This is a genomic window from Paractinoplanes durhamensis, assembly GCF_016862175.1.
Taxonomy (GTDB): Bacteria; Actinomycetota; Actinomycetes; order Mycobacteriales; family Micromonosporaceae; genus Actinoplanes; species Actinoplanes durhamensis.
Window position 1 is genome coordinate 1 of record NZ_BOML01000087.1, and the last position, 19,672, is coordinate 19,672.

Sequence of the window (19,672 nt, forward strand, 5' to 3'; positions counted from 1 at the left end):
GAGAAAACATCCGTGGCTGATGGTATGCGAACGCATCGCCCAGCGGCAGGGCTTCTTCCACTGGCAACTGGACTTCGCCACGGTGTTCGCCCGTGGCGGCTTCGACCTCCAGGTCGGTAACCCGCCCTGGGTGCGGCCCCGGTCAGACGTGGACGCGCTGCTGGCCGAGGGCGATCCATGGTGGCAGTTGGCGCTGAAGCCGAGCCAGGCACAGGTCGCCAAGAAACGGGCCGCGACCCTGGCACTGCCGGGCATGACCGAACTGGTCGTCGACGGCATGGTGGAGGTGCTGTCGATCGCGGCGTTCGTTGGGTCGGTTGCACAGTATCCGCACCTGCAGGGGCTCCAACCGGATCTGTACCGCTGCTTCATGGAGGTGATGTGGCGGCATGAATCGGCCCGGGGCACGATTGGCATGATTCATCTAAATTCGCACTTCACCGATAAAAAGGCAGGTGTGCTGCGTAACGAACTCTACCTACGCCTCCGCCGCCACTGGCATTTTGTGAACGAACTCAAACTATTTGAGATCCATCACCACAATCACTTCGGCATTACAGTGTACGGAGCGAGGAAGGCTTCGCCGCGTTTCATCCAAGCAAGCTCGCTGTATCACCCCGATACAGCAGATCGGTCGCTGATCCACGACGGATCCGGACCAGAGCCGGGACTCAAAGACGACGAGGGCCGCTGGGACGTGCGCCCACATCGTTCGCGAATCACCCATGTTGCCGAAGAACTGCTCCGTGTATGGCACGCGACCATGGAGAACGACGAAGTTCCAGTGCGCCAGACTCGGATGGTCTACGCGGTGAACCAGTCCAGCACCGCAGTGCTCCAGAAACTGGCAACTGCCCAGCGCATCGGCGAGCTCGGACTGCGCTTTTCTGCTGGCTGGCATGAGAAGGACGACAGGAGGAAAGGCTACTTCGAATCAGGGTGGGGCGTGCCGACTTCTTGGGATGACGTGATTCTGCAGGGGCCACATCTGTTCGTCTCGACGCCCCTATACAAGACACCGAACAGGTCACTGCGAAACAACCAAGACTGGTCCGCTACGGACTTCGAGCAGCTCTCGACCGACGCGATCCCAGCCACGGCCTACCAACCCGTCGGCGACCAATACGACTATGACTGCGCCTACACCGATTGGGGCGACGAGGAGCACCCTGATCCTGCCCGTGACTACTACCGCGTTGCCTGGCGAGCGATGGCTGATATTCAGAACGAGCGAACCCTGATTCCGGCAATCATTCCGCCCGGCGCGGCGCATGTCAACGGAGTCTTCTGTGTAGGTTCATCCGCATCGAGTCGGCAGATCGCAATTGTGGTCGCCTTCGCCGGATCACTTCTCGCCGACTACCTGATCCGGACTGCGCCCTTGAGTGGCATTTACGAGGGTTCATTCAGCCGCCTTCCGATTGTCGAAACACATGCCGCCCAGCCAGAACTCGTGCTGAGAGCATTGCGACTCAACGCCGTGACCAACGCCTACGCCGATCTGTGGACGGACTGCTACCAAAACGAGTTCTCCAAGGATGTCTGGGCCGGTGGTTTCGCACACGAGCGGCAAGCCTCCCTCGGAGGGGTCGGCCCCGAGTGGACCCCCGAGACGCCGTTGCGGGTTGCAGCCGATCGGCGGCAGGCGCTCGTGGAGATCGATGCGCTCGTCGCGCTTGCGCTTGGGTTGACCGCAGACGAGTTGTGCTCGATCTACCGAACCCAGTTCGCGGTGCTGCGTGGCTACGACCGCAACGTCTACATCTACGACGCGAATGGTCGGCTCGTGCCCAACTCAGTGCTCACAGTCTGGCGCAAGAAGGGCGACCGGATCACCGCCGAGGAGCGCACCGCGACCAACCAGGCGAGGAACACGTACACCTATGAACTGCCGTTTGTGACGTTGGATCGGGAGGCGGACATGCGGGAGGCGTTCGCGGTCTTCGAGCAGCGGCTGCGGGAGCGTTCGTGACCGAGCTGCTGCCCACCGTCCAGGCGGCCAACGTCCGGGACAGCCTCGTCGACTACCTGACGACGACATTCGCGTTAACTGAGGCGGACGCACGCGACGGTCTCGACACGTTTTTGTCCGACCCTGTCAGCGGCATGTTCAAGGGCCCGTACGTACACCTGCGGTTGCCGTTCCGCCCGGCCGAGCCGGGCTGGCGGCAGCACCTCGACTGGTATGCGGGCCCGGCCCCGTACGGTCACCAGGCCGCCGCGTTCGCCCGGCTGACCTCGCTGGGCAAGCGGCGTCCGCAGCCGACGCTGGTCACCACCGGCACCGGCTCAGGCAAGACCGAGGCGTTCCTGCACCCGATCCTGGACCATGTGCGCCGGGCCCGGCTGGAGGGCGTCCCCGGGACCAAGGCGCTGATCCTGTACCCGATGAACGCGCTCGCCAACGACCAGGCCGCCCGCCTCACCGGGCTGCTGACCAGCCACCCGGAGCTGGCCTCGATCACGGCGGCGCTCTACACCGGGCAGAAGGACAAGCCGCGGACCATTGTCACCGCGGACGGGTTGATCACCGACCGCGGGATCATCCGCGACACTGCCCCCGACATCCTGCTGACCAACTACAAGATGCTCGACCAGTTGCTGCTGCGCCACGAGGACCAGAACCTGTGGCGGCAGTCCGCGACCAGCCTGCGTTACCTGGTGCTCGACGAGTTCCACACGTACGACGGCGCGCAGGGCACCGACGTGGCGATGTTGTTACGGCGGCTCGGCCTGGCCCTGAAGAGCCATTGGAGCGAGGGCGACCCGGCCATCACCGAGAACGCCCGGTTCCGGCCGCTCGGGTTGATCACGCCGGTGGCGACGTCGGCGACCCTCGGGGACAAGGGTGACCCGGGTGCCATGCTGGGTTTCGCCGAAACCGTCTTCGGTGAGCCGTTCCCGGCCGACGCCGTGGTGACCGAGTCCCGGCAGGACCTTGCCGAATGGGTGGGTGACGCGGAGACCGCCGTGGCCGACGCCGGGTTCGCCGTCGCGGACGAGTTCCGGGCCGAGGAGGTACGGGCTGCCGTCGACGCGCTTGGCGCCGACCCGGACGGCGCGGCTCTCGCCCGTACCGTCCTGGGTCTGCTCTGGGCCGGTGACCGGGACCGGCTCGCTGCGGCCGAGCCGGATCTGCTGCTCGCCCTGGCGAAGGCCCACCCGTTGGTGCAGGAGCTAGCCTACGAGACCGCCGATGCGGTTAGCGTGGACGACTTGGTCCGCCGGATCGCCAGCCAGGCCGACCGGCGCACCTCCAGCCTCGCGGCGGACGGCTTCGACACCGACTGGTCGCGGGCGATCACCGCGGTGGTGGCAGCTCTCGGGCACATCCGGGCGGTCGCCGGCCGTGACGCGCTCGCCGTCGACGTGCACCTATGGGTGCGTGAACTCACCCGCATCGACCGGGCCGCCGACACCACCGCCCGGTTCCGCTGGGGCGACGACGGTCCGCCGGTAGCCGGCGGCGACACCGAGGACATCCGGCCGTCGTTCCCGGCCGTCTACTGCCGCTTCTGCGGCCGGTCCGGCTGGGGCGTCGCGCTCGCCCCGGTCGGCACCGGTCTCGCCGTCGACGACGAGACCATCCGGCGTAATCACGCCTCCCGCGAGGGCCGTTTCCGGGCACTGCTCTACGCGCCGGCCGAAGCCAACGCCGCCTACGACGGGGCCGGGCACCCCGACGGGCTGGCCTGGTTTTCGGTGCGTGGCCGGGAACTGCTCACTGCCGCGCCAGGCGACGACGACCCGGATCTGCGCGACGGGTGGATCCTGCCGGTGCTCACCAGCGCCGGACGGGACGCCGACGAGCACGCTCGGCACGACACCTGCCCGTCCTGCGCCCAGCCGGACGGTATTCGGTTCCTCGGTAGCGCCATCGCCACCCTGCTGTCGGTGTCACTGTCCACGTTGTTCGGCTCGGCGGCTCTGGACGTACGGGAGAAGAAGGCCCTGGTTTTCACCGACTCGGTGCAGGACGCTGCGCACCGGGCCGGTTTTGTGGAAGCCCGTTCGCACACGCTGACCTTGCGGGCGGCACTCAACGCCGCGATCGCACCGGGCAGCCTCACCTTGGACGCGCTGGTCGAGGACGCGATCCGGCGTACCGGTGAGGATGACTTCCAGCGGTACCGGCTGCTCGGCCCGGACTGCGTCGACCGGGAGTCGTTCACTCCGTTCTGGAAGTCGAAGACCCTGCGTGGGGTGCCCGCCAGGGTGATGTCCCGGGTCCGAAAGCGGCTCGCGCTCGATGTGGCTCTGGAGTTCGGGATGAACTCGCGCACCGGCCGGACGCTCGAACTGACCGGTGCCGCGATCGTCGAGGTGGAGGCGGGCCAGCCGGCCCGGATGGCCGCCGCCGCCCGGACCGTGCTGACCGGGTTCGCCGTGCAGAACCCGCTCGGGCCGGACAACGCCGAACCGGCCGACGAGACCCTCGTGCAGTGGGTACGCGGTGTGCTGGACCGGATGCGGGCACAGGGCGCGATCGACCATCCCTGGTTCACCACCTTCCGCCAGGAGGACGGCAACCGCTGGTCCATCTGGGGTGGCCGGCCGCGGGGCGAGGGCATGCCCGCGTTTCCCAACACGCGGCCGGCGCCCAGCTATCCACGCGTCGGCGGCGCGGTCAACCCGGTCCGCGACAGCGACCTGGACGCGGTCACCTCGGCGCAGTCCTGGTTCGCGCGCTGGACCTCGCGGGCGCTGTCGGTCAGCCCCGCCGACGGTGGGCGGCTCACCCGGCTGCTGTTGGACCGGCTGGCCCGCGACGGTGTCCTCACCACCGTCACCAGTCAGAGCGGCGCCACCGTCTACGCGATCCCGCCGTCCGGTGTTGTCGTCGCCCCGGCCAGGCTCGACGACCTCACCGCCAAACGGCATCTACTGGCCTGCGACACCTGCCGGGCGCTGGTGCCGGGCAGTCGCACCACCGTCGACCAGCTCGATGGCGCACCATGCATGCTGGTGCGCTGCCACGGCCGGCTGACCCGGGAAGCGCTGGCCGACAACTTCTACCGCCGGCTCTACGCCTCCACGGACATGCGCCGGATCGTCGCGCGCGAGCACACCAGCCTGCTCGACGACGCCACCCGGCTGAGCTACGAGGACGGCTTCAAGAAGTCCTCGACCGAGCCGCAGGCACCTAATGTGCTGGTCGCCACCCCCACCCTGGAAATGGGTATCGACATCGGCGACCTGTCCACCGTCCTGCTCTCGTCGCTGCCCCGCACCGTCGCGTCCTACCTGCAACGGGTCGGGCGGGCCGGGCGTCTCACCGGCAACGCCCTCAACCTGGCCTACCTCACCGGGCGCGGCGACCAACTACCCAAGCTCGGCGACCCGCTGTCGGTCATCAACGGTGAGGTCCGCCCGCCGGCCACCTACCTGAGCGCTGAGGAGATCCTGCGCCGCCAGTTCACCGCCAGCCTCGTCGACGGCATGGCCCGCGACCCACGGCACACTCACCCGAACAGCGCGAGCAAGGCCATCGGAGCCAGCGAACCGGACTCGTTCCTCGGCGAACTCATCGCCGCCGCCGAGGCGGGTGGTGCCGCCGCAGTGCGCCGGTTCACCGACACCTTCGCTTCGCTGCCCGAAGCCACCGTCGTCGCGCTCACCGACTGGGTCAACCCGAGTGCCGGGGCTGGCACCAGCGTGTTCGCCGGGCACGTGCACGCGGCCAGTCGTCGCTGGCAGCAAACCGTCGAGACGCTCAAGCGCCGGCAGACCGAGATCAACAAGGTGCTGCCCGAACTCGAGGCCCAGGCCGTGTCGCCGGCCGCCACCGACGACGACAAGCGGGCCCTGCGGTCAGCCAAGACCACCCGCAAGCTGATCGGCGGGCAACTCGGGCACCTACGCGGCGAATACTGGATCAGCGTGCTCGAGGAGCACGGCCTGCTGCCCAACTACACGCTCCTCGACGACACTGTCACCCTCGCCGTCGGGATCAGCTGGACCAACCCCGACTCCGGCGAGTTCGAGACCGACAGCGCCCAGTTCCAGCGGGGCTCGGCGCAGGCCATCCGGGAGTTCGCGCCTGGCGCCACCTTCTATGCCCGCGGGTGGGAGATCGCCGTCGACGCGATCGACCTCGGCATCGACGGCGAATCCATTCGTCCCTGGGTGTTCTGCCCCGCCTGCGGATTCGCCGCCGACATCGCCGCCACCGGCCAGGAACAACAGATCCCCAAATGCCCACGGTGCGGCAGCACCGGCATCGCCGACACCGGTCAGCGCCTCGATGTCGTCGAACTTTCACACGTCTCGGCCGAGGTGCGCCGCGACGAGGTGAAGATCTCCGACCGGCGTGACCAACGCGACCACATCCCGTTCCAGCTCATCTCGGCCGCCGACATCGACCCGGCCGGCATTGCGGGCGAGAAGTGGTTCGCCGAGAACACCGGGCTGGGCTGCACCTATCTGCGCACTATGGACCTGCGCTGGCTGAACGTCGGCGTCCCCGGCCACGGCACGTCGCGGATCATCTCGGCCGACGAACGCACCGGCTCACTGTTCCGGGTGTGCAGCGGATGCGGCAAGCTCGACACCGACTCCGGCCGTAACCGCCCGCACGAGCACCGCGCCTGGTGCCCGTACCGTAAGTCGGCCGTGGAGAACACGGTCGCCGTCGCCCTCTCGCGCACCCTGCGCACCCAAGGGCTGCTGCTGCGCCTGCCGTACGCGGTCACCCTGGGCGACGACTTCGCCGTGCCGAGCCTGGCCGCCGCCGTCCTGCTCGGGCTGCGCGAACAGATCGGCGGACACCCCGACCACCTGCGGGTCGAGCACGTCGTCGACCCCACCCTCAGCGACGGCACCGACAACCACGACGCCCTGCTGCTGCACGACGTGGTGCCCGGCGGCACCGGATACCTGGCCGACCTGGCCACCCCGGAACTGCTCCGCGACCTGCTCGCGCTCGCCTGGCAGCGGGTGCACGACTGCGAATGCCGGCACGAGGAACGCCTCGCCTGCCACCGCTGCCTACTGCCGTTCACCCCGCTCACCCTGCTGCGCCGTACGTCCCGCGCTTCGGCCGAACGGCACCTCGCCCACCTGCTCGGCCTGGACGAGGACGCCGACACCGCCGACGGCCCATCGTGGACGCTGGTCAGGACCCCACCGCAGGACAGCCCCGAATCACACCTAGAACAACGCTTCCGCAAGCTGATCACGCAACGGCTGACCGCGATCGGGGCAGCCACCACCGAGGTACCGAAACCGTGGGGCAACGCCCTGCGCTTCACCCTGCCCGGCGACCACCGCCAATGGACCCTCACCCCGCAGGTCAACGTCGAGAACTCCCGCCCCGACTTCCTGCTGGAATCCAACGACACCTCCATACCGGCCGTCGCCGTCTTCACCGACGGGCACGCCTTCCACGCTGTCGCGTCCCGCAACCGGCTCGCTGACGACGCCGAGAAGCGCCAGATTCTGCGCGACACCGGCCGCATCGTCCTGGCGGTGACCGCAGCCGACATCGCCGCGGCCGAGCAGCAAGCCCCGGCCGCCCCGGCGTGGTTCTCCGAGGCCACCGTCGCCAGGCTGATCAAGCAGGCACCGTTCCAGGCCGCGCCCAGCGCGTACGAGGGGCTGCGGGCCGGCCCGATCTCCTGGCTGCTCGCCTGGGTGTCCGCGCCCAAGCCCGTGGACCTCGGGATCGTCGCGCGGGCCGTGCCGATGTTCCTGGTCGACGGCCAGTCTCGCCGCACCTGTGCCGACGGGATCAGCCTCGCCGCGGTCGGGCGGGCTGCGCTGCTAGCAGAGGAGCTGCCGCCCGGCGACCGGACCGTCCTGGTGCGGCAGTTCGGTGCCCTCGCCGTCGTCGTCGAACCGACCAGGGCGGCAGTGCACGCCGCACTCGTGCTGGACGACCGGGAGCAGGCATTCGACGCCGCACACGCCGATGCCTGGCGGCTATGGCTGCAACTGTCCAACGCCATGTCGCTCCGCGACTGGCCCACCGTCATCACGACCTCCAGCCGAGTGGGGAGCGCGGTCACAGCGGCGGCCACCCCGGAGCTGGACACCGCCGACGGTCTCCCCGACGGAGCGGACGAGAGCTGGGCATCCGCGTACGAGTCGGCCGCGCTCGGCGTCGAACGCGACCTGATCCGGCTCCTCGCCATCCACGGCGGCCTCGAAGCGCCGCAGATCGGCGTGGAAGGCCCGCAGGGCATCCCCATGGACATGTGTTGGCCGCGCGTGCACATCGCCGTCGACCTTTACGACATGCCCGACGAGGACCGGGCGGACCTGACCTCCGCCGGCTGGCACGTGGTGCAGCCGGAACCGGACGCCATCGTCGCGGCGCTGACCGGCACCACCGACCGCGGGGAGAGCTGATGCCGACGATTATCATGACCAAGTGGCCCGTCAAGATTGACGGCTCGGTCAAGGCCAAGGCGATGACCTTCCTGCAGAAGCTCTCCGCCGACGACACCACCGCCGGTCTGCACCTCGAACCGATCGCCGGCGCGGCCGACTCACGCGTGCGCACCGGCCGCGTCGACCAGTTCTGGCGCGCCGTGATGTTCCGGCTCGACGGCGCGGGTGAGAGCCACTACGTCATCCACGGCGTCTGGCCCCACGACGATGCCATCGCTATCGCCGCCCGGGTCCGTCTCAAGGTCAACCCGATCAACGGCTTGCCCCAGATCGAGCAAGCGGAACCGGCCGCTCATCCCGCTGTCCCGCCGCCGTCGCGGGCCAAGCCTCTCCTGGGTCGGCTGGGGCGCACCCGCGATGACCTCGTCGACCGGCTCGGCGTTCCCGCCGACATCGCTGATCTGGCACTGGCCGCGCCGGATGAGGACGCGATCCTCGACCTCGCCCAGCAACACGACGGCTGGCTCGGGATGCTCCTGGTCGACCTGGCCACCCCGGACTCGATCGACACCATCGCCGAGCGACTTCAACTCGCGGCGCCAGAACCGACCGGCGACGAAGACGCCGACCTGTTGCGCTCGCTCAAACAGCCCGCCGCCCAGGCGCAGTTTGCATTCATCGACGGCCAGGAGGAACTTCGCCGGGTCATCGAAAAGGGCGACTTCGGGTCGTGGCGGGTGTTCCTGCACCCGGAGCAGCGCCGCTACGCCGTACGCCGGTACAAGGGCCCGTTCCGGCTCTCCGGAGGCGCCGGTACCGGCAAGACTGTCGTGCTCATCCACCGGGCCCGGGTGCTGGCCCGCGAGCAGCAAGACGCCCGGATCGTGCTGACGACGTTCACCACGAACCTGGCAGACGCACTGCGCGACGGCCTTGCCCAACTCGATCCGACGGTTCCACAGGCGAGCGCCCTCAACCAGCCCGGCGTCTACGTGACCGGTGTCGACGCCCTGGCCGCAGCCGTCATCCGCGCCGCCGGAACCGGCATCGCCGATGCCGTCCAGGCTGTCCTGGGTGATGCCCGGTCCACACCCACCGGGCGCACCCCGAACGGCCGGTGGCGCGAGGTCATCGAGGCGTCATCGTCGAAGCTGCCCACGGAGATCGCCAACGAGACCTTCCTGAGTGCCGAATACGCTCTCGTCGTCCTGCCCAACCGGGTGAAGAACGAGAACGAATACCGCCGCATCCGGCGGCCCAGCCGCGGTGTTGCCCTGGACCGTGCCAAACGGGACAGCGTGTGGGCGCTGATCGCGGCGTACCGGGCCCAGTGCCGCATCGAAGGCACTCTCGACTTCGCCGAGGCCGCCGCCGTTGCCGCCGCCCACCTCGCCGCCACCGGCGGCCAAGCCGACCACGTGCTCGTCGACGAAGGCCAGGACCTGTCGCCGACGCACTGGCAGATGCTGCGCGCCCTGGTCGCCGAAGGCGAGGACGACCTGTTCATAGCCGAGGACTCCCACCAGCGCATCTACGGCAACCGGACAGTCCTGGGCCGCTACGGCATCAAGATCGTCGGCCGCTCGCAGCGACTCACCCTCAACTACCGCACCACCGCGCAGAACCTGCGCTACGCGATGGCGGTGCTCGACGGCGGCGACTACGTTGACCTTGAAGAGCAGGCAGAAGCCACTGGCTACCGCTCAGCTCGATCGGGGCCGACCCCGGCGGTAGAGACCGTGGAGTCGCTCGTCTCCGAACTCGACACGATCGCGGACCGTATCCGCCCCTGGCTCGACCACGGCGCGGCACCCGAGACAATCGCCGTCCTCGTTCATGACAAATTCCAGCGGGAACGAGTGGTAAACGCGCTCAACGAGCGCGGCGTGCAGGCGCGAGCAGTCGACCGTGAACGGCCGGCGGAAGGCCGGGTGCTCGTAATGACAATGCACCGGGCGAAAGGCATGGAGTTCGCCAAAGTCGTGCTCGCCGACGTCGGGTTCCAGTCGGCTGCGGAGAAGGCCAGGCTCGACGACCTGGACGACAACGAACGACACGACGCCGAACTGCGCGCCCGGTCATTGGTATATGTAGCCGCCACCCGTGCCCGAGATGAACTCGTCGTGGTCCAGCGGCGATAATCACTGCTCACTCGACGTTATGAAGCACATGTCCAGGCATATCCGGCTGATCTTGTCGGACGTGACTCCCAAGCTCCTGCCGGGATCAGGGGGAGACGATGACTGACGACGACAAGCTAAGCGTGGTGGACGCTCCCCGGCCCAGACCTCGCCATGGCCTGTACTGCCCACCCACCGTTACCACCGTGGGAACCTTCAGGCGGGCAACGGCAAACACGACCCGGACTACCTCGATTACCTCCGCTCCCTGAGGGATAGGAACAGATTAGCCAAACGACGGATCCACGAGCTCGATCATGCTGGGATAATTCGCGGGTGATGCGAGTGCAAGGCCGAAGCGGGCGAGTCCAGTTTGACGGAGTGACCATCACCATCACCCGGCAGGGTTTGTTCAGCCTGCTGTCTTTGAATCGGGAGACGAGGATTGCTGTCACGTCGTTGCGTAGCGTGCAGTATGTGGCGCCGACTCCTATATGGAACGGCTATATCACCTTTGAAACTGGCGCTCAGCCGAGAACCTTCAGGCGGCCGAAGGACGCACTCCATGATCGGAACACGGTCATGATCACGCGGAGGCAGATGGATGCCTTCGATCCGTTGCGGATCGCAGTGGAACGGGCGATCGTGGCTTCCTGCAATCACTTCGGGCCGGCTGGCATGCCCGTGTCGGTGGCGGACGAGTTGGCGAAACTGTCCGCATTACATCAGCAAGGTGCCCTCAGCGAAGTCGAGTTCGAGCAAGCAAAGGCGCGACTGCTGGCACCATGACCGGCCTCGCCCGTCTGTAGCGGGTTTGCCGAGGTCCGTGGCTCTGGTGAGCTGTTGGCTAGTTCGACTACCACGTCCCGTCGCGTCCGAGTTGCCCGGCGGAGGGAATTCATCGACAGTCGGCATCGCGCCACGGAATCTGGGTCTCGCGTTCCCGTTCGGGGTGCATGTCGATCACCAGTTCGGTCGGATCGATGAGTCCGTTGCACCATATGCATGGGAGGCAGTCGTCGGCAGCCGGGCCTAGCGTACGTAGCGTACGTTTCGTACGCTAAAAGCATGACTGCTGCTCCGCCTCTGCCCAACGACGACGAGTTGGGCATCACCGACGCCCGGGACCGTCTCGCCGAGATTGTGAACGAGGCCGTATACACCGGCTCGGTCACCTACATCACCCGGCGTGGGCGTCGGGTGGCCGCGATCGTGCCGGCGGTGGATGCCGAGCGCCTGGAGCACGCTGAGGACGCCTACCTTGCCCGGCTCGCCGGCGAAGCCTTAGCTGAGGTCGAGGCCGGCACCCCGACGGTCCCGTGGGACCAGGTCAAGGCTGACCTGGAAGCGGAGCGGTGACCGATCCCGTACCGGACGGCCCACCTGAGACCGACCCCACGGCGTCGGTCTGGAAGATCGAGCTGACCCCGGCTGCTGTTCGCCAGCTGCGCAGGCTCGACGGCATGGTGCGCCGCCGGGTCGTGACCGCCATCGACCGGCTGGCCATTGCCCCCCGCCCCGCCGGTGTCAAGGCCCTCACCGGCCACTCCGGTCTGCTGCGCATCCGGGTCGGCGACCACCGAGTCGTCTACACCGTTCGTGACGAGCAACTCATCGTGCTCGTCATCGCCGTCGCTCACCGCCGTGAGGTCTACCGCGACCTGTAAGAAACGTGCAGTTCGTAACCCCATCAGTACGGTTCGCTCGACTTTGGCGCGGCCGCAGGCCAACGCGCTCCTCGATGACGAGTTGACCGGCGCGGCGCGGGCCGGCCGGCGTTTGAGATGTTCTGCGTGACCCGCCCCGGGCATCCCTCTCGCCCCATGCTGTTTAGATAGTCGTCGTATTTTCAGGCGGCTCACAGCTTCTGGCACCCTCATCCGGTGCGTAGGGCCTTTACCCTGGAAAGACCGCAGTTGACCTCAGGGAGGCTGGACACAGTGAAATCTTCGAACCCGGTTCTGAGCCGCCTCGGCCAGGCGGCCGAACGCGAGCGGACGGCCGGGTACGGATTGGGCGAGCCGTACCCCTCCGGTCCGGGCTACGCGGCCGCTCCGCCGGTCGCCCAGCCGATGACGATCGATGACGTGGTCGTCAAGACCGTCATCCTGCTCGGCATCACCGGCATCTCGGCCATCGCCGCGTGGAACCTCATTCCCGACAGCATGGCCGGCGCCGCCTGGATCGGTGCCGCGCTCGTCGGCCTGGTCCTCGGCCTGATCATCTCGTTCTCCCGGATGGCCAACCCGGTCCTCGTGGTGGCCTACGCGGTCATCGAGGGCGCGTTCGTCGGCCTGGTCAGCGAGGCGTTCGAGTCCTTCTACAACGGCATCGTGCTGCAGGCCGTGGTCGCCACGTTCGGCGTCTTCTTCCTGATGGCGCTGCTCTACAAGTCGCGGGTGATCCGCGCGACGCCGAAGTTCACCAAGGGCCTGATCGCCGTCATGGGCGGCCTGTTCATGATCATGCTGCTCAACTTCGTGCTCTCGCTGTTCGGCGTGCACACCGGCATCCGGGACAACGGTGCCATCGGCATCATCTTCAGCATCGTCTGCATCGTGGTCGCGTCGCTGAGCTTCATCCTCGACTTCGACCAGATCGAGCAGGGTGTCCGGATGGGCCTCCCGCAGCGTTACTCCTGGACCTGCGCGTTCGGCATCCTGGTCGGCCTGATCTGGCTCTACCTGGAGATCCTGCGCCTGCTCAGCTACCTGCAGGGCAGCAGCAGAGACTGACGCTCCACCCCGGCGCCCGGACTGTCCTCCCACGGTCCGGGCGCCGTTCTGCGCCCGGGCCCTTTTTGCGTCCGGACTAGGCTCACGTCGTGACCGACTTCGCCGCCGCCGTCGACCGCCTGCACAACCAGGTGCGGCATTGGGAACAGCCGCGGTGGAAGGGCAAGGCCGAGCGGATGTACGGGCTGGTCCAGCTCCTCGCCGACCTGGGGGCCGCGGCCGAGGGTCAGCCGCGCCGGCCGGTCCCGCGCGAGCACGACATGATCCTGGCCGACCAGCTGCGGGTGGTCGCCGACGACCTGGTCGCTGCCGCGCCCGCGCCGGAGGTGCTGGCCGAGGCGGCCGCCGCCGTCGACGAGGTCCGCAAGCACATATGAAAAACCGCCGAGCCCGGCCGCTCGTGGCAGGCCGAACCCGGCGGAAAACAGGGAGAACTAGCTCAGGCGCTCGATGATCAGGGCCATGCCCTGGCCGCCGCCGACGCACATCGTCTCCAGGCCGATGCTCTTGTCGTGCCAGTCGAGCGAGTTGAGCAGCGTGCCGGTGAGCCGGGCGCCGGTCATGCCGAACGGGTGGCCGACCGCGATCGCGCCGCCGTTCACGTTCAGCTTCTCGATCGGGATGCCCAGGTCCTGGTACGACGGGATCACCTGGGCCGCGAACGCCTCGTTGATCTCGACCAGGTCGACGTCGCCGATGCTCATGCCGGCCCGCTTCAGCGCCTGCTTCGACGCCTCCACCGGGCCGAGGCCCATGATCTCCGGGGAGAGCGCGGTGACGCCGGTCGAGATGATCCGGGCCAGCGGGGTGAGGCCCAGCTCGCGGGCCTTGGTGTCGCTCATGATGACCACCGCGGCGGCACCGTCGTTGAGCGGGCAGCAGTTACCGGCGGTGACCCGGCCGTCCGGGCGGAACACCGGCTTGAGACCGGAGACGCCCTCGATGTTCACGCCCGGGCGGGGGCCGTCGTCCTTCGACACGACCGTGCCGTCCGGCAGCGTCACCGGGGTGATCTCCCGCTCCCAGAAGCCGTTGGCGATCGCCTTCTCGGCGAGGTTCTGGCTGCGTACGCCGAACTCGTCCATCTCCTGCCGGGAGATGCCCTTGATCTGGGCGAGGTTTTCCGCGGTCTGCCCCATCGAGATGTAGACGTCCGGCACGTGGCCGTCCTCGCGGGGGTCGTGCCAGGTCTTGCCGCCCTCGGCAAAGGAAGCCGTGCGCTCCTGGGCGGAAGCGAACAACGGGTTCTCCCAGCCGCCGCCGACCAGCGCGGCCGCCGCCGAGGGCAGGCCGTCGGAGGAGCCGCGGGCGAACCGGGACACCGTCTCCACGCCGGCCGAGACGAAGATGTCGCCCTCGCCCGCTTTAATCGCGTGGAAGGCCATCCGGGTGGTCTGCAGCGAGGAGGAGCAATACCGGGTGACGGTGGCACCGGGCAGGCCGTCCAGGCCGAGCCGGGTGGCGACCACGCGGGCCATGTTGAAGCCCTGCTCACCCCCGGGCAGGCCGCAGCCGAGGTAGAGGTCCTCGATGAGGGTGCGATCGAGCTCGGGCACCTTGTTCAGGGCCGCGTCCACGATGGTGGCGGCAAGATCGTCCGGGCGGAGGTCCTTCAATGACCCCTTGACGGCGCGGCCGATCGGGGAGCGCGCGGTGGCGACGATGACGGCTTCGGGCATGGGTCGATGTTAACCAGCGAGTAACAACCCGTGCGAGTGCAACTTTGTCACACAGCCCTATCTCAACGTCACACAGCGTCCCGACAACCCGGACATTGCGTGTCTTACACCCCGGACATCGCCGCTTTCGCGACCGCCGGGTAGAGCGCATGTGCCCAAACCCGATAGCCGTCGGCCGATGGGTGGAAACCGTCGTAACAAAACGTGCCGGCGTCGGCCCGGAACACCGCACCGGTCTCCTCGCCGAGGTCGACCACCGCGCCGCCGGCCGCCACGACCGCCTTCGTCTGCGCCTTCGCCATGCGGCGGCCGAGCACGCCGGCCACCTGGCGCAGCGGCGGCGCGATCGCGCGCAGCGCGCCCAGGTCGGGGCAGGTGCCGACGACGACCCGGACGCCCGCGTCGCGCAGCCGGCGAACGGCCTGGCCGAGCAGCTCGGCCGACTCCTCCGGGCTGCGCAGGCTGGTCGCGTCGTGCGCGCCGATCAGCACCACGGCCACGTCCGGCCGGTCGCCAAGCAGCGCCCGCGCCACCTGGGTGGCCAGGTCGGCCGAGCGCGAACCGGCAACCCCGACGCTGGAGAGCAGCACGTGCCGCTCGCCGCTCTCGGTGCCGCCCTCGGCCAGCAGGCGGGCCAGCTGGCCGCCGACCGTCTCGGACAGCCACTCCACGCCGACCCCGATCGCGGCCGAGTCGCCGAGCAGCACCAGGCGCAGGGTGGGCGAGGACAGCTTGCCCATCGAGGTGCGCAGGGCCAGGCCCATGGTCGGCTTCGCATAGCGCCGGGCCTTGGCGGCAAGCACCTCGCCGGCGAGCAGGGCGACCCCGCTCACCGCCCCGGCGAGCAGACCGGTGGCCGCGGCTCTGCCGATGCGTGCATTCAGCCCCGCCATCTCTCGCCTCCCTATATCGCCCTGTCGACCGCGGAGCGCTATTGATCCGCTGGAGTCCAGCCTACGGCGCCGGCCGCCGGACGGCCGCTCGGAACGGGCGCCTTATGTCCGAACCAGGTCCGCGGCTCGCCGAACCACGGGTGCCGGCGCAGCACCGCCCAGCGCCCGGCCGGGCCCCGCTCGCGTCCGCCGACCTTTACCGCGCTCACCTCGGTGCCGGCCGTGTTGACCGCCTCCTGCGCCGCCTCCGCCAGGCTGCGCACGCCCTCGCCGGCCGCCAGCGCCGGGCGGTCGTCCTCGCCGAGCACGGCCAGCAGGGTGGGCAGCACCACCGAGGCGGCCCGCGCGTAGCCCTCGGCGGACGGGTGGAAGTGGTCGGAGCTGAACATCCGCACCGGGTCGGCCTCGAAGACCGGGCCGAGCAGGTCGACCAGCGACACCGAGCGGCCACCCGCCTCGACCACCGCGACCGTCTGCGCGGCGGCCATCTCGCGGCTCCACTTCCGGGCCAGCCAGCGCAGCGGCGGCTTGATCGGCTGGATCGCGCCGATGTCCGGGCAGGTGCCGACGACCACCTTGCAGCCGTTCGCGCGCAGCCGGCGCACCGCATCGCCCAGGTAGCGCACGGCCATCGCCCGGGCCGACACGTGCGTGACGTCGTTGCCACCGATCAGGATCACCGCGACGTCCGGCTCGTATTCCAGCGCCGCGTCGACCTGGTAGGGCAGGCCGGACGACATGGCGCCGACCACGGCCAGCCGGTAGAGCTTGACCGGGCGGCGCAGGCGGCGGGAGACCCCGGTGGCCAGCAGCGCGCCCGGTGTCTCGCGGGGACGGTGCACGCCGTACCCCGCGGCCGAGGAGTCGCCCAGGACGACCATGGTGATCGGTTTGCCGCCGAACTTCGCGCCGTAGACGCCGTCGCCGCGCGGTGGCGGTGCCTCGGCCATCGGGATGATCCGGCGGGCGTCGGCCGCCTGCCGCATCAGCAGCCCCGCCGAGATGGCGGTCAGGCCGGCCAGGGTGCCGGTCACGCCGCCGAGGACCTGACCGGCCAATTTGATCCGGCGCCAGTCCTGTGGTGTGAATTCGAGGCCGCTCACGGGTACTCCCCCCAGATCCGCCTTGGATTTCGAGGCTAACTCGCTCCCGCGAGAGGCAATCATGGCGCGCTCAGGTCATGCTGGAGTAGCAGAAAGGGGAAACCATGGCGAAGACCTTGAAGCGAACTGCGGCGTTCACGGCGCTGGCCAGGTCGCTGATGTCCGGTGCCCGCGGCGGCCCGTCGCTGAGCACACGCCTCGCGGCCCTGCCACGGATGCTCAAGGCAACGGCAAAAGGCCAATACGACGGAGGCGTACGCGTCGCGATGATGGCCGCCGCCACAGCCTACGTGGTGTCACCGATCGACCTCGTTCCCGAGGCATTTCTGTTCGTCCTGGGCCTGGCCGACGACGCCGTGATGATCACCTGGCTGGCCGGCACGGTGCTGGCCGAGACCGAGCGCTTCCTGGAGTGGGAGAAGGAGCGGGATCGCGTCGTCGTAATCTAGGGCGTGCGTTACTACGACAATGTCGTCGAGATCATCGGTGACACACCCCTGGTCAAGCTGAGTCAAGTCACCGAGGGCATCTCTGCCACGGTGCTGGCGAAGGTCGAGTACTTCAATCCGGGCGGGTCGGTCAAGGACCGGATCGCCCTGCGGATGGTGCTCGACGCCGAGAAGGCCGGCCTGCTCCGGGAGGGTGGCACCATCGTCGAGCCGACCAGCGGAAACACCGGTGTCGGGCTCGCCCTCGTCGCGCAACGGCGCGGCTACAAGTGCATCTTCGTCTGCCCTGACAAGGTCAGCGAGGACAAGCGAAACGTCCTCAAGGCGTACGGCGCTGAAGTCGTCGTGTGCCCGACCGCGGTGGCCCCGGAGGACCCGCGGTCCTACTACAACGTCTCCGACCGGCTGGCCCGCGAGGTGCCGGGCGCCTGGAAGCCGGATCAGTATTCCAATCCGGCCAATCCCCGGTCGCACTACGAGGAGACCGGCCCCGAGCTGTGGAAGCAGACCGACGGCCGGATCACCCACTTCGTCGCCGGGGTCGGGACCGGCGGCACCATCACCGGCGTCGGCCGCTACCTCAAGGAGCAGGGGCCGGTCCGGGTGATCGGCGCCGACCCGGAGGGCTCGGTCTACTCCGGCGGCACCGGGCGGCCCTATCTGGTCGAGGGTGTCGGTGAGGACTTCTGGCCGACCACCTACGACCGGGACATCTGCGACGAGGTCATCGAGGTCTCCGACTCCGATTCGTTCGAGATGACCCGCCGCCTGGCCCGGGAGGAAGGCCTCCTGGTCGGCGGCTCGTGCGGGATGGCCGTGGTGGCCGCGCTCGAGGTGGCCCGCAAGGCCGGCCCGGACGACGTGATCGTGGTGCTCCTGCCGGACGGCGGCCGCGGCTACCTGTCGAAGATCTTCAACGACGACTGGATGGCCCGGTACGGCTTCCTGCGCACCGGCGATGGCGACGCGCCCACCGTCGCCGACGCCCTCGCGGGCAAGGACGGCCGGACGCCGCCGCTGATCCACGTGCACCCGACCGAGACGGTGCGCGACGCGATCGACTACATGCGGGAGTACGGCGTGAGCCAGCTCCCGGTGCTCAAGGCCGAACCGCCGGTGGTCACCGGCGAGGTGGCCGGGTCGATAGCGGAGAAGGCCCTGCTGGACGCGCTCTTCACCGGTCAGGCCCACCTGCACGACACGATCGAACGACACATGACCGAGCCGCTGCCGATGATCGGCGGCGGCCAGCCGGTGGGCGAGGCGGTCGCCCTCCTGGAGAAGGCGGACGCCGCCATGGTCCTGATCGACGGCAAGCCCGCCGGGGTCTTGACCCGCCAGGACCTACTGACCCATCTGAGTTAGTTGAGTTCGGCGGGGACGGTCACCACGTCGACCAGGGCGTTCTTGCGGAGCAGGGTGATCGGCAGGTTGCTGCCGATCGCCGGGCTCAGCATCAGCCGCTGCAGGGCCTGGACGGTCTGCAGCGGCTGGGTGCCCGCCGAGATCAGGATGTCGCCGAGGTAGACGCCGGCCGCCCCGGCCGGACTGCCCGGGACCACCTCGACCACCCGCAGTCCCACCTTCTGGCCCAGGCGTTCGGCCAGCGGCGGGGGCAGCGGGGTGGGCACACCGGCCACACCCAGCCAGGCCCGGCGGACCTTGCCGGTGGCGACCAGCTCGCCGATGATCGTGCGGGTGGTGGTGTTGATGGGTACGGCGAGACCGAGACCGTAGCCGGCCACCGCCGTGTTGATGCCGACCACCGTGCCGGTCGAGTCGGCCAGCGCGCCGCCCGAGTTGCCGGGGTTCAGCGCTGCGTCGGTCTGGATGACGCTGTCGATGATGCGGACCCGGCGGCCGTCCCGGGCCGGCAGCGACCGGCCCAGCCCGGAGACCACCCCGGCGGTGACCGAGCCGGCCAGACCCATCGGATTGCCGACCGCGACCACCAGCTGGCCGATCCTGAGCTGGTCGGCGTCGCCGAGCGGCGCGGCCGGGGCGCCCAGGTGATGCACCCGGACCACCGCGAGGTCGGAGAGCGGGTCCGCGCCGATCACGTCGAACTTCGTCTCGGTGCCGTCGGCGAAATCGGCGGCGCCGCCGGTCGCGCCGGCGACCACATGGGCGTTGGTGAGCAGGAATCCGTCGTCGGTGAAGGTGACAGCCGAGCCGGCGCCGGCCCCGCGAGCGGTGCGCACCGAGAGGGCGGCGACCGAGGGGAGCAGGCTGGCGGCGACACCGGTCACGACGCGGCTGTAGGCATCAAGTGCCCCAGGTTCGACACCCGTGTGTTCGGTATCCATGAAGCCTGCAACACCCAGGCCGGCGGGGCCGATGCCGGGCTCCCGTCCGCCCAGGG

13 protein-coding genes and 1 pseudogene are annotated in these 19,672 nt (G+C 69.0%); 10 read left to right on the plus strand and 4 right to left on the minus strand.

The window, feature by feature from the left end; translation table 11 throughout:
- The 8 genes and pseudogenes from Adu01nite_RS44705 to Adu01nite_RS44740 all read left to right on the plus strand — a co-directional run.
- Nucleotides 1-1,972, plus strand: a pseudogene (locus tag Adu01nite_RS44705) (class I SAM-dependent DNA methyltransferase); the annotation flags it as partial.
- The gene (locus Adu01nite_RS44710; protein ID WP_203735487.1) at nt 1,969-8,349 is read left to right on the plus strand and encodes a DEAD/DEAH box helicase; all 6,381 of its coding nucleotides are present in this window, start codon (nt 1,969-1,971) and stop codon (nt 8,347-8,349) included. The pseudogene Adu01nite_RS44705 and the gene Adu01nite_RS44710, both read left to right, overlap by 4 nt.
- Complete coding sequence (locus Adu01nite_RS44715; protein WP_203735538.1) at nt 8,349-10,472, plus strand: UvrD-helicase domain-containing protein; 2,124 nt, start codon at nt 8,349-8,351, stop codon at nt 10,470-10,472. The genes Adu01nite_RS44710 and Adu01nite_RS44715 overlap by 1 nt, the downstream gene beginning before the upstream one ends.
- Nucleotides 10,473-10,790: 318 nt before the next feature.
- Entirely contained in the window at nt 10,791-11,240 is a 450-nt protein-coding gene (locus Adu01nite_RS44720) for an SHOCT domain-containing protein (RefSeq protein ID WP_344520645.1), read from the plus strand.
- Nucleotides 11,241-11,519: 279 nt separating this feature from the next.
- A complete protein-coding gene (locus tag Adu01nite_RS44725) occupies nt 11,520-11,810 on the plus strand; it encodes a type II toxin-antitoxin system Phd/YefM family antitoxin (RefSeq protein WP_203735489.1) in 291 nt (96 codons plus the stop codon).
- Nucleotides 11,807-12,118, plus strand: coding sequence for a type II toxin-antitoxin system RelE family toxin (locus tag Adu01nite_RS44730; RefSeq protein WP_239133187.1), 312 nt, complete (start codon nt 11,807-11,809; stop codon nt 12,116-12,118). The genes Adu01nite_RS44725 and Adu01nite_RS44730 overlap by 4 nt, the downstream gene beginning before the upstream one ends.
- Nucleotides 12,119-12,391: 273 nt before the next feature.
- Nucleotides 12,392-13,186, plus strand: coding sequence for a Bax inhibitor-1/YccA family protein (locus tag Adu01nite_RS44735; protein ID WP_203735490.1), 795 nt, complete (start codon nt 12,392-12,394; stop codon nt 13,184-13,186).
- An 89-nt stretch (nt 13,187-13,275) separates the two neighbouring features.
- On the plus strand, nt 13,276-13,563 hold the full coding sequence (locus Adu01nite_RS44740; RefSeq protein WP_203735491.1) for a hypothetical protein: 288 nt from the start codon (nt 13,276-13,278) through the stop codon (nt 13,561-13,563).
- A 57-nt stretch (nt 13,564-13,620) separates the two neighbouring features.
- On the opposite strand, the gene Adu01nite_RS44745 is transcribed toward Adu01nite_RS44740, so the two are convergent.
- The 3 genes from Adu01nite_RS44745 to Adu01nite_RS44755 form a co-directional block, all read right to left on the minus strand.
- Complete coding sequence (locus Adu01nite_RS44745) at nt 13,621-14,865, minus strand: acetyl-CoA C-acetyltransferase (RefSeq protein ID WP_203735492.1); 1,245 nt, start codon at nt 14,863-14,865, stop codon at nt 13,621-13,623.
- 104 nt (nt 14,866-14,969) lie between these two features.
- A complete protein-coding gene (locus tag Adu01nite_RS44750; RefSeq protein WP_203735493.1) occupies nt 14,970-15,758 on the minus strand; it encodes an SGNH/GDSL hydrolase family protein in 789 nt (262 codons plus the stop codon).
- Nucleotides 15,759-15,796: 38 nt separating this feature from the next.
- The gene (locus Adu01nite_RS44755; protein ID WP_239133188.1) at nt 15,797-16,861 is read right to left on the minus strand and encodes an SGNH/GDSL hydrolase family protein; all 1,065 of its coding nucleotides are present in this window, start codon (nt 16,859-16,861) and stop codon (nt 15,797-15,799) included.
- Between the two features lie 104 nt (nt 16,862-16,965).
- Here Adu01nite_RS44755 and Adu01nite_RS44760 point away from each other — a divergent pair, with 104 nt between their 5' ends.
- Both Adu01nite_RS44760 and Adu01nite_RS44765 read left to right on the plus strand, forming a co-directional pair.
- Nucleotides 16,966-17,310, plus strand: coding sequence for a YkvA family protein (locus tag Adu01nite_RS44760; RefSeq protein ID WP_203735495.1), 345 nt, complete (start codon nt 16,966-16,968; stop codon nt 17,308-17,310).
- Nucleotides 17,311-17,313: 3 nt separating this feature from the next.
- Nucleotides 17,314-18,675: a cystathionine beta-synthase gene (locus Adu01nite_RS44765; RefSeq protein ID WP_203735496.1), complete on the plus strand. Its 1,362-nt coding sequence runs from the start codon at nt 17,314-17,316 to the stop codon at nt 18,673-18,675.
- Here Adu01nite_RS44765 and Adu01nite_RS44770 read toward each other — a convergent pair.
- Nucleotides 18,672-19,559, minus strand: coding sequence for a S1C family serine protease (locus Adu01nite_RS44770; RefSeq protein WP_239133189.1), 888 nt, complete (start codon nt 19,557-19,559; stop codon nt 18,672-18,674). The genes Adu01nite_RS44765 and Adu01nite_RS44770 overlap by 4 nt on opposite strands.
- Nucleotides 19,560-19,672: the final 113 nt, after the last annotated feature.

Bases quoted from the DNA above. Each gene is read 5' to 3' on its own strand.
- Adu01nite_RS44760 (WP_203735495.1), top strand. From the start codon at position 16,966: ATGGCGAAGACCTTGAAGCGAACTGCGGCGTTCACGGCGCTGGCCAGG.
- Adu01nite_RS44715 (WP_203735538.1), top strand. From the start codon at position 8,349: ATGCCGACGATTATCATGACCAAGTGGCCCGTCAAGATTGACGGCTCG.
- Adu01nite_RS44750 (WP_203735493.1), bottom strand. From the start codon at position 15,758: ATGGCGGGGCTGAATGCACGCATCGGCAGAGCCGCGGCCACCGGTCTG.
- Adu01nite_RS44720 (WP_344520645.1), top strand. From the start codon at position 10,791: ATGCGAGTGCAAGGCCGAAGCGGGCGAGTCCAGTTTGACGGAGTGACC.
- Adu01nite_RS44725 (WP_203735489.1), top strand. From the start codon at position 11,520: ATGACTGCTGCTCCGCCTCTGCCCAACGACGACGAGTTGGGCATCACC.
- Adu01nite_RS44745 (WP_203735492.1), bottom strand. From the start codon at position 14,865: ATGCCCGAAGCCGTCATCGTCGCCACCGCGCGCTCCCCGATCGGCCGC.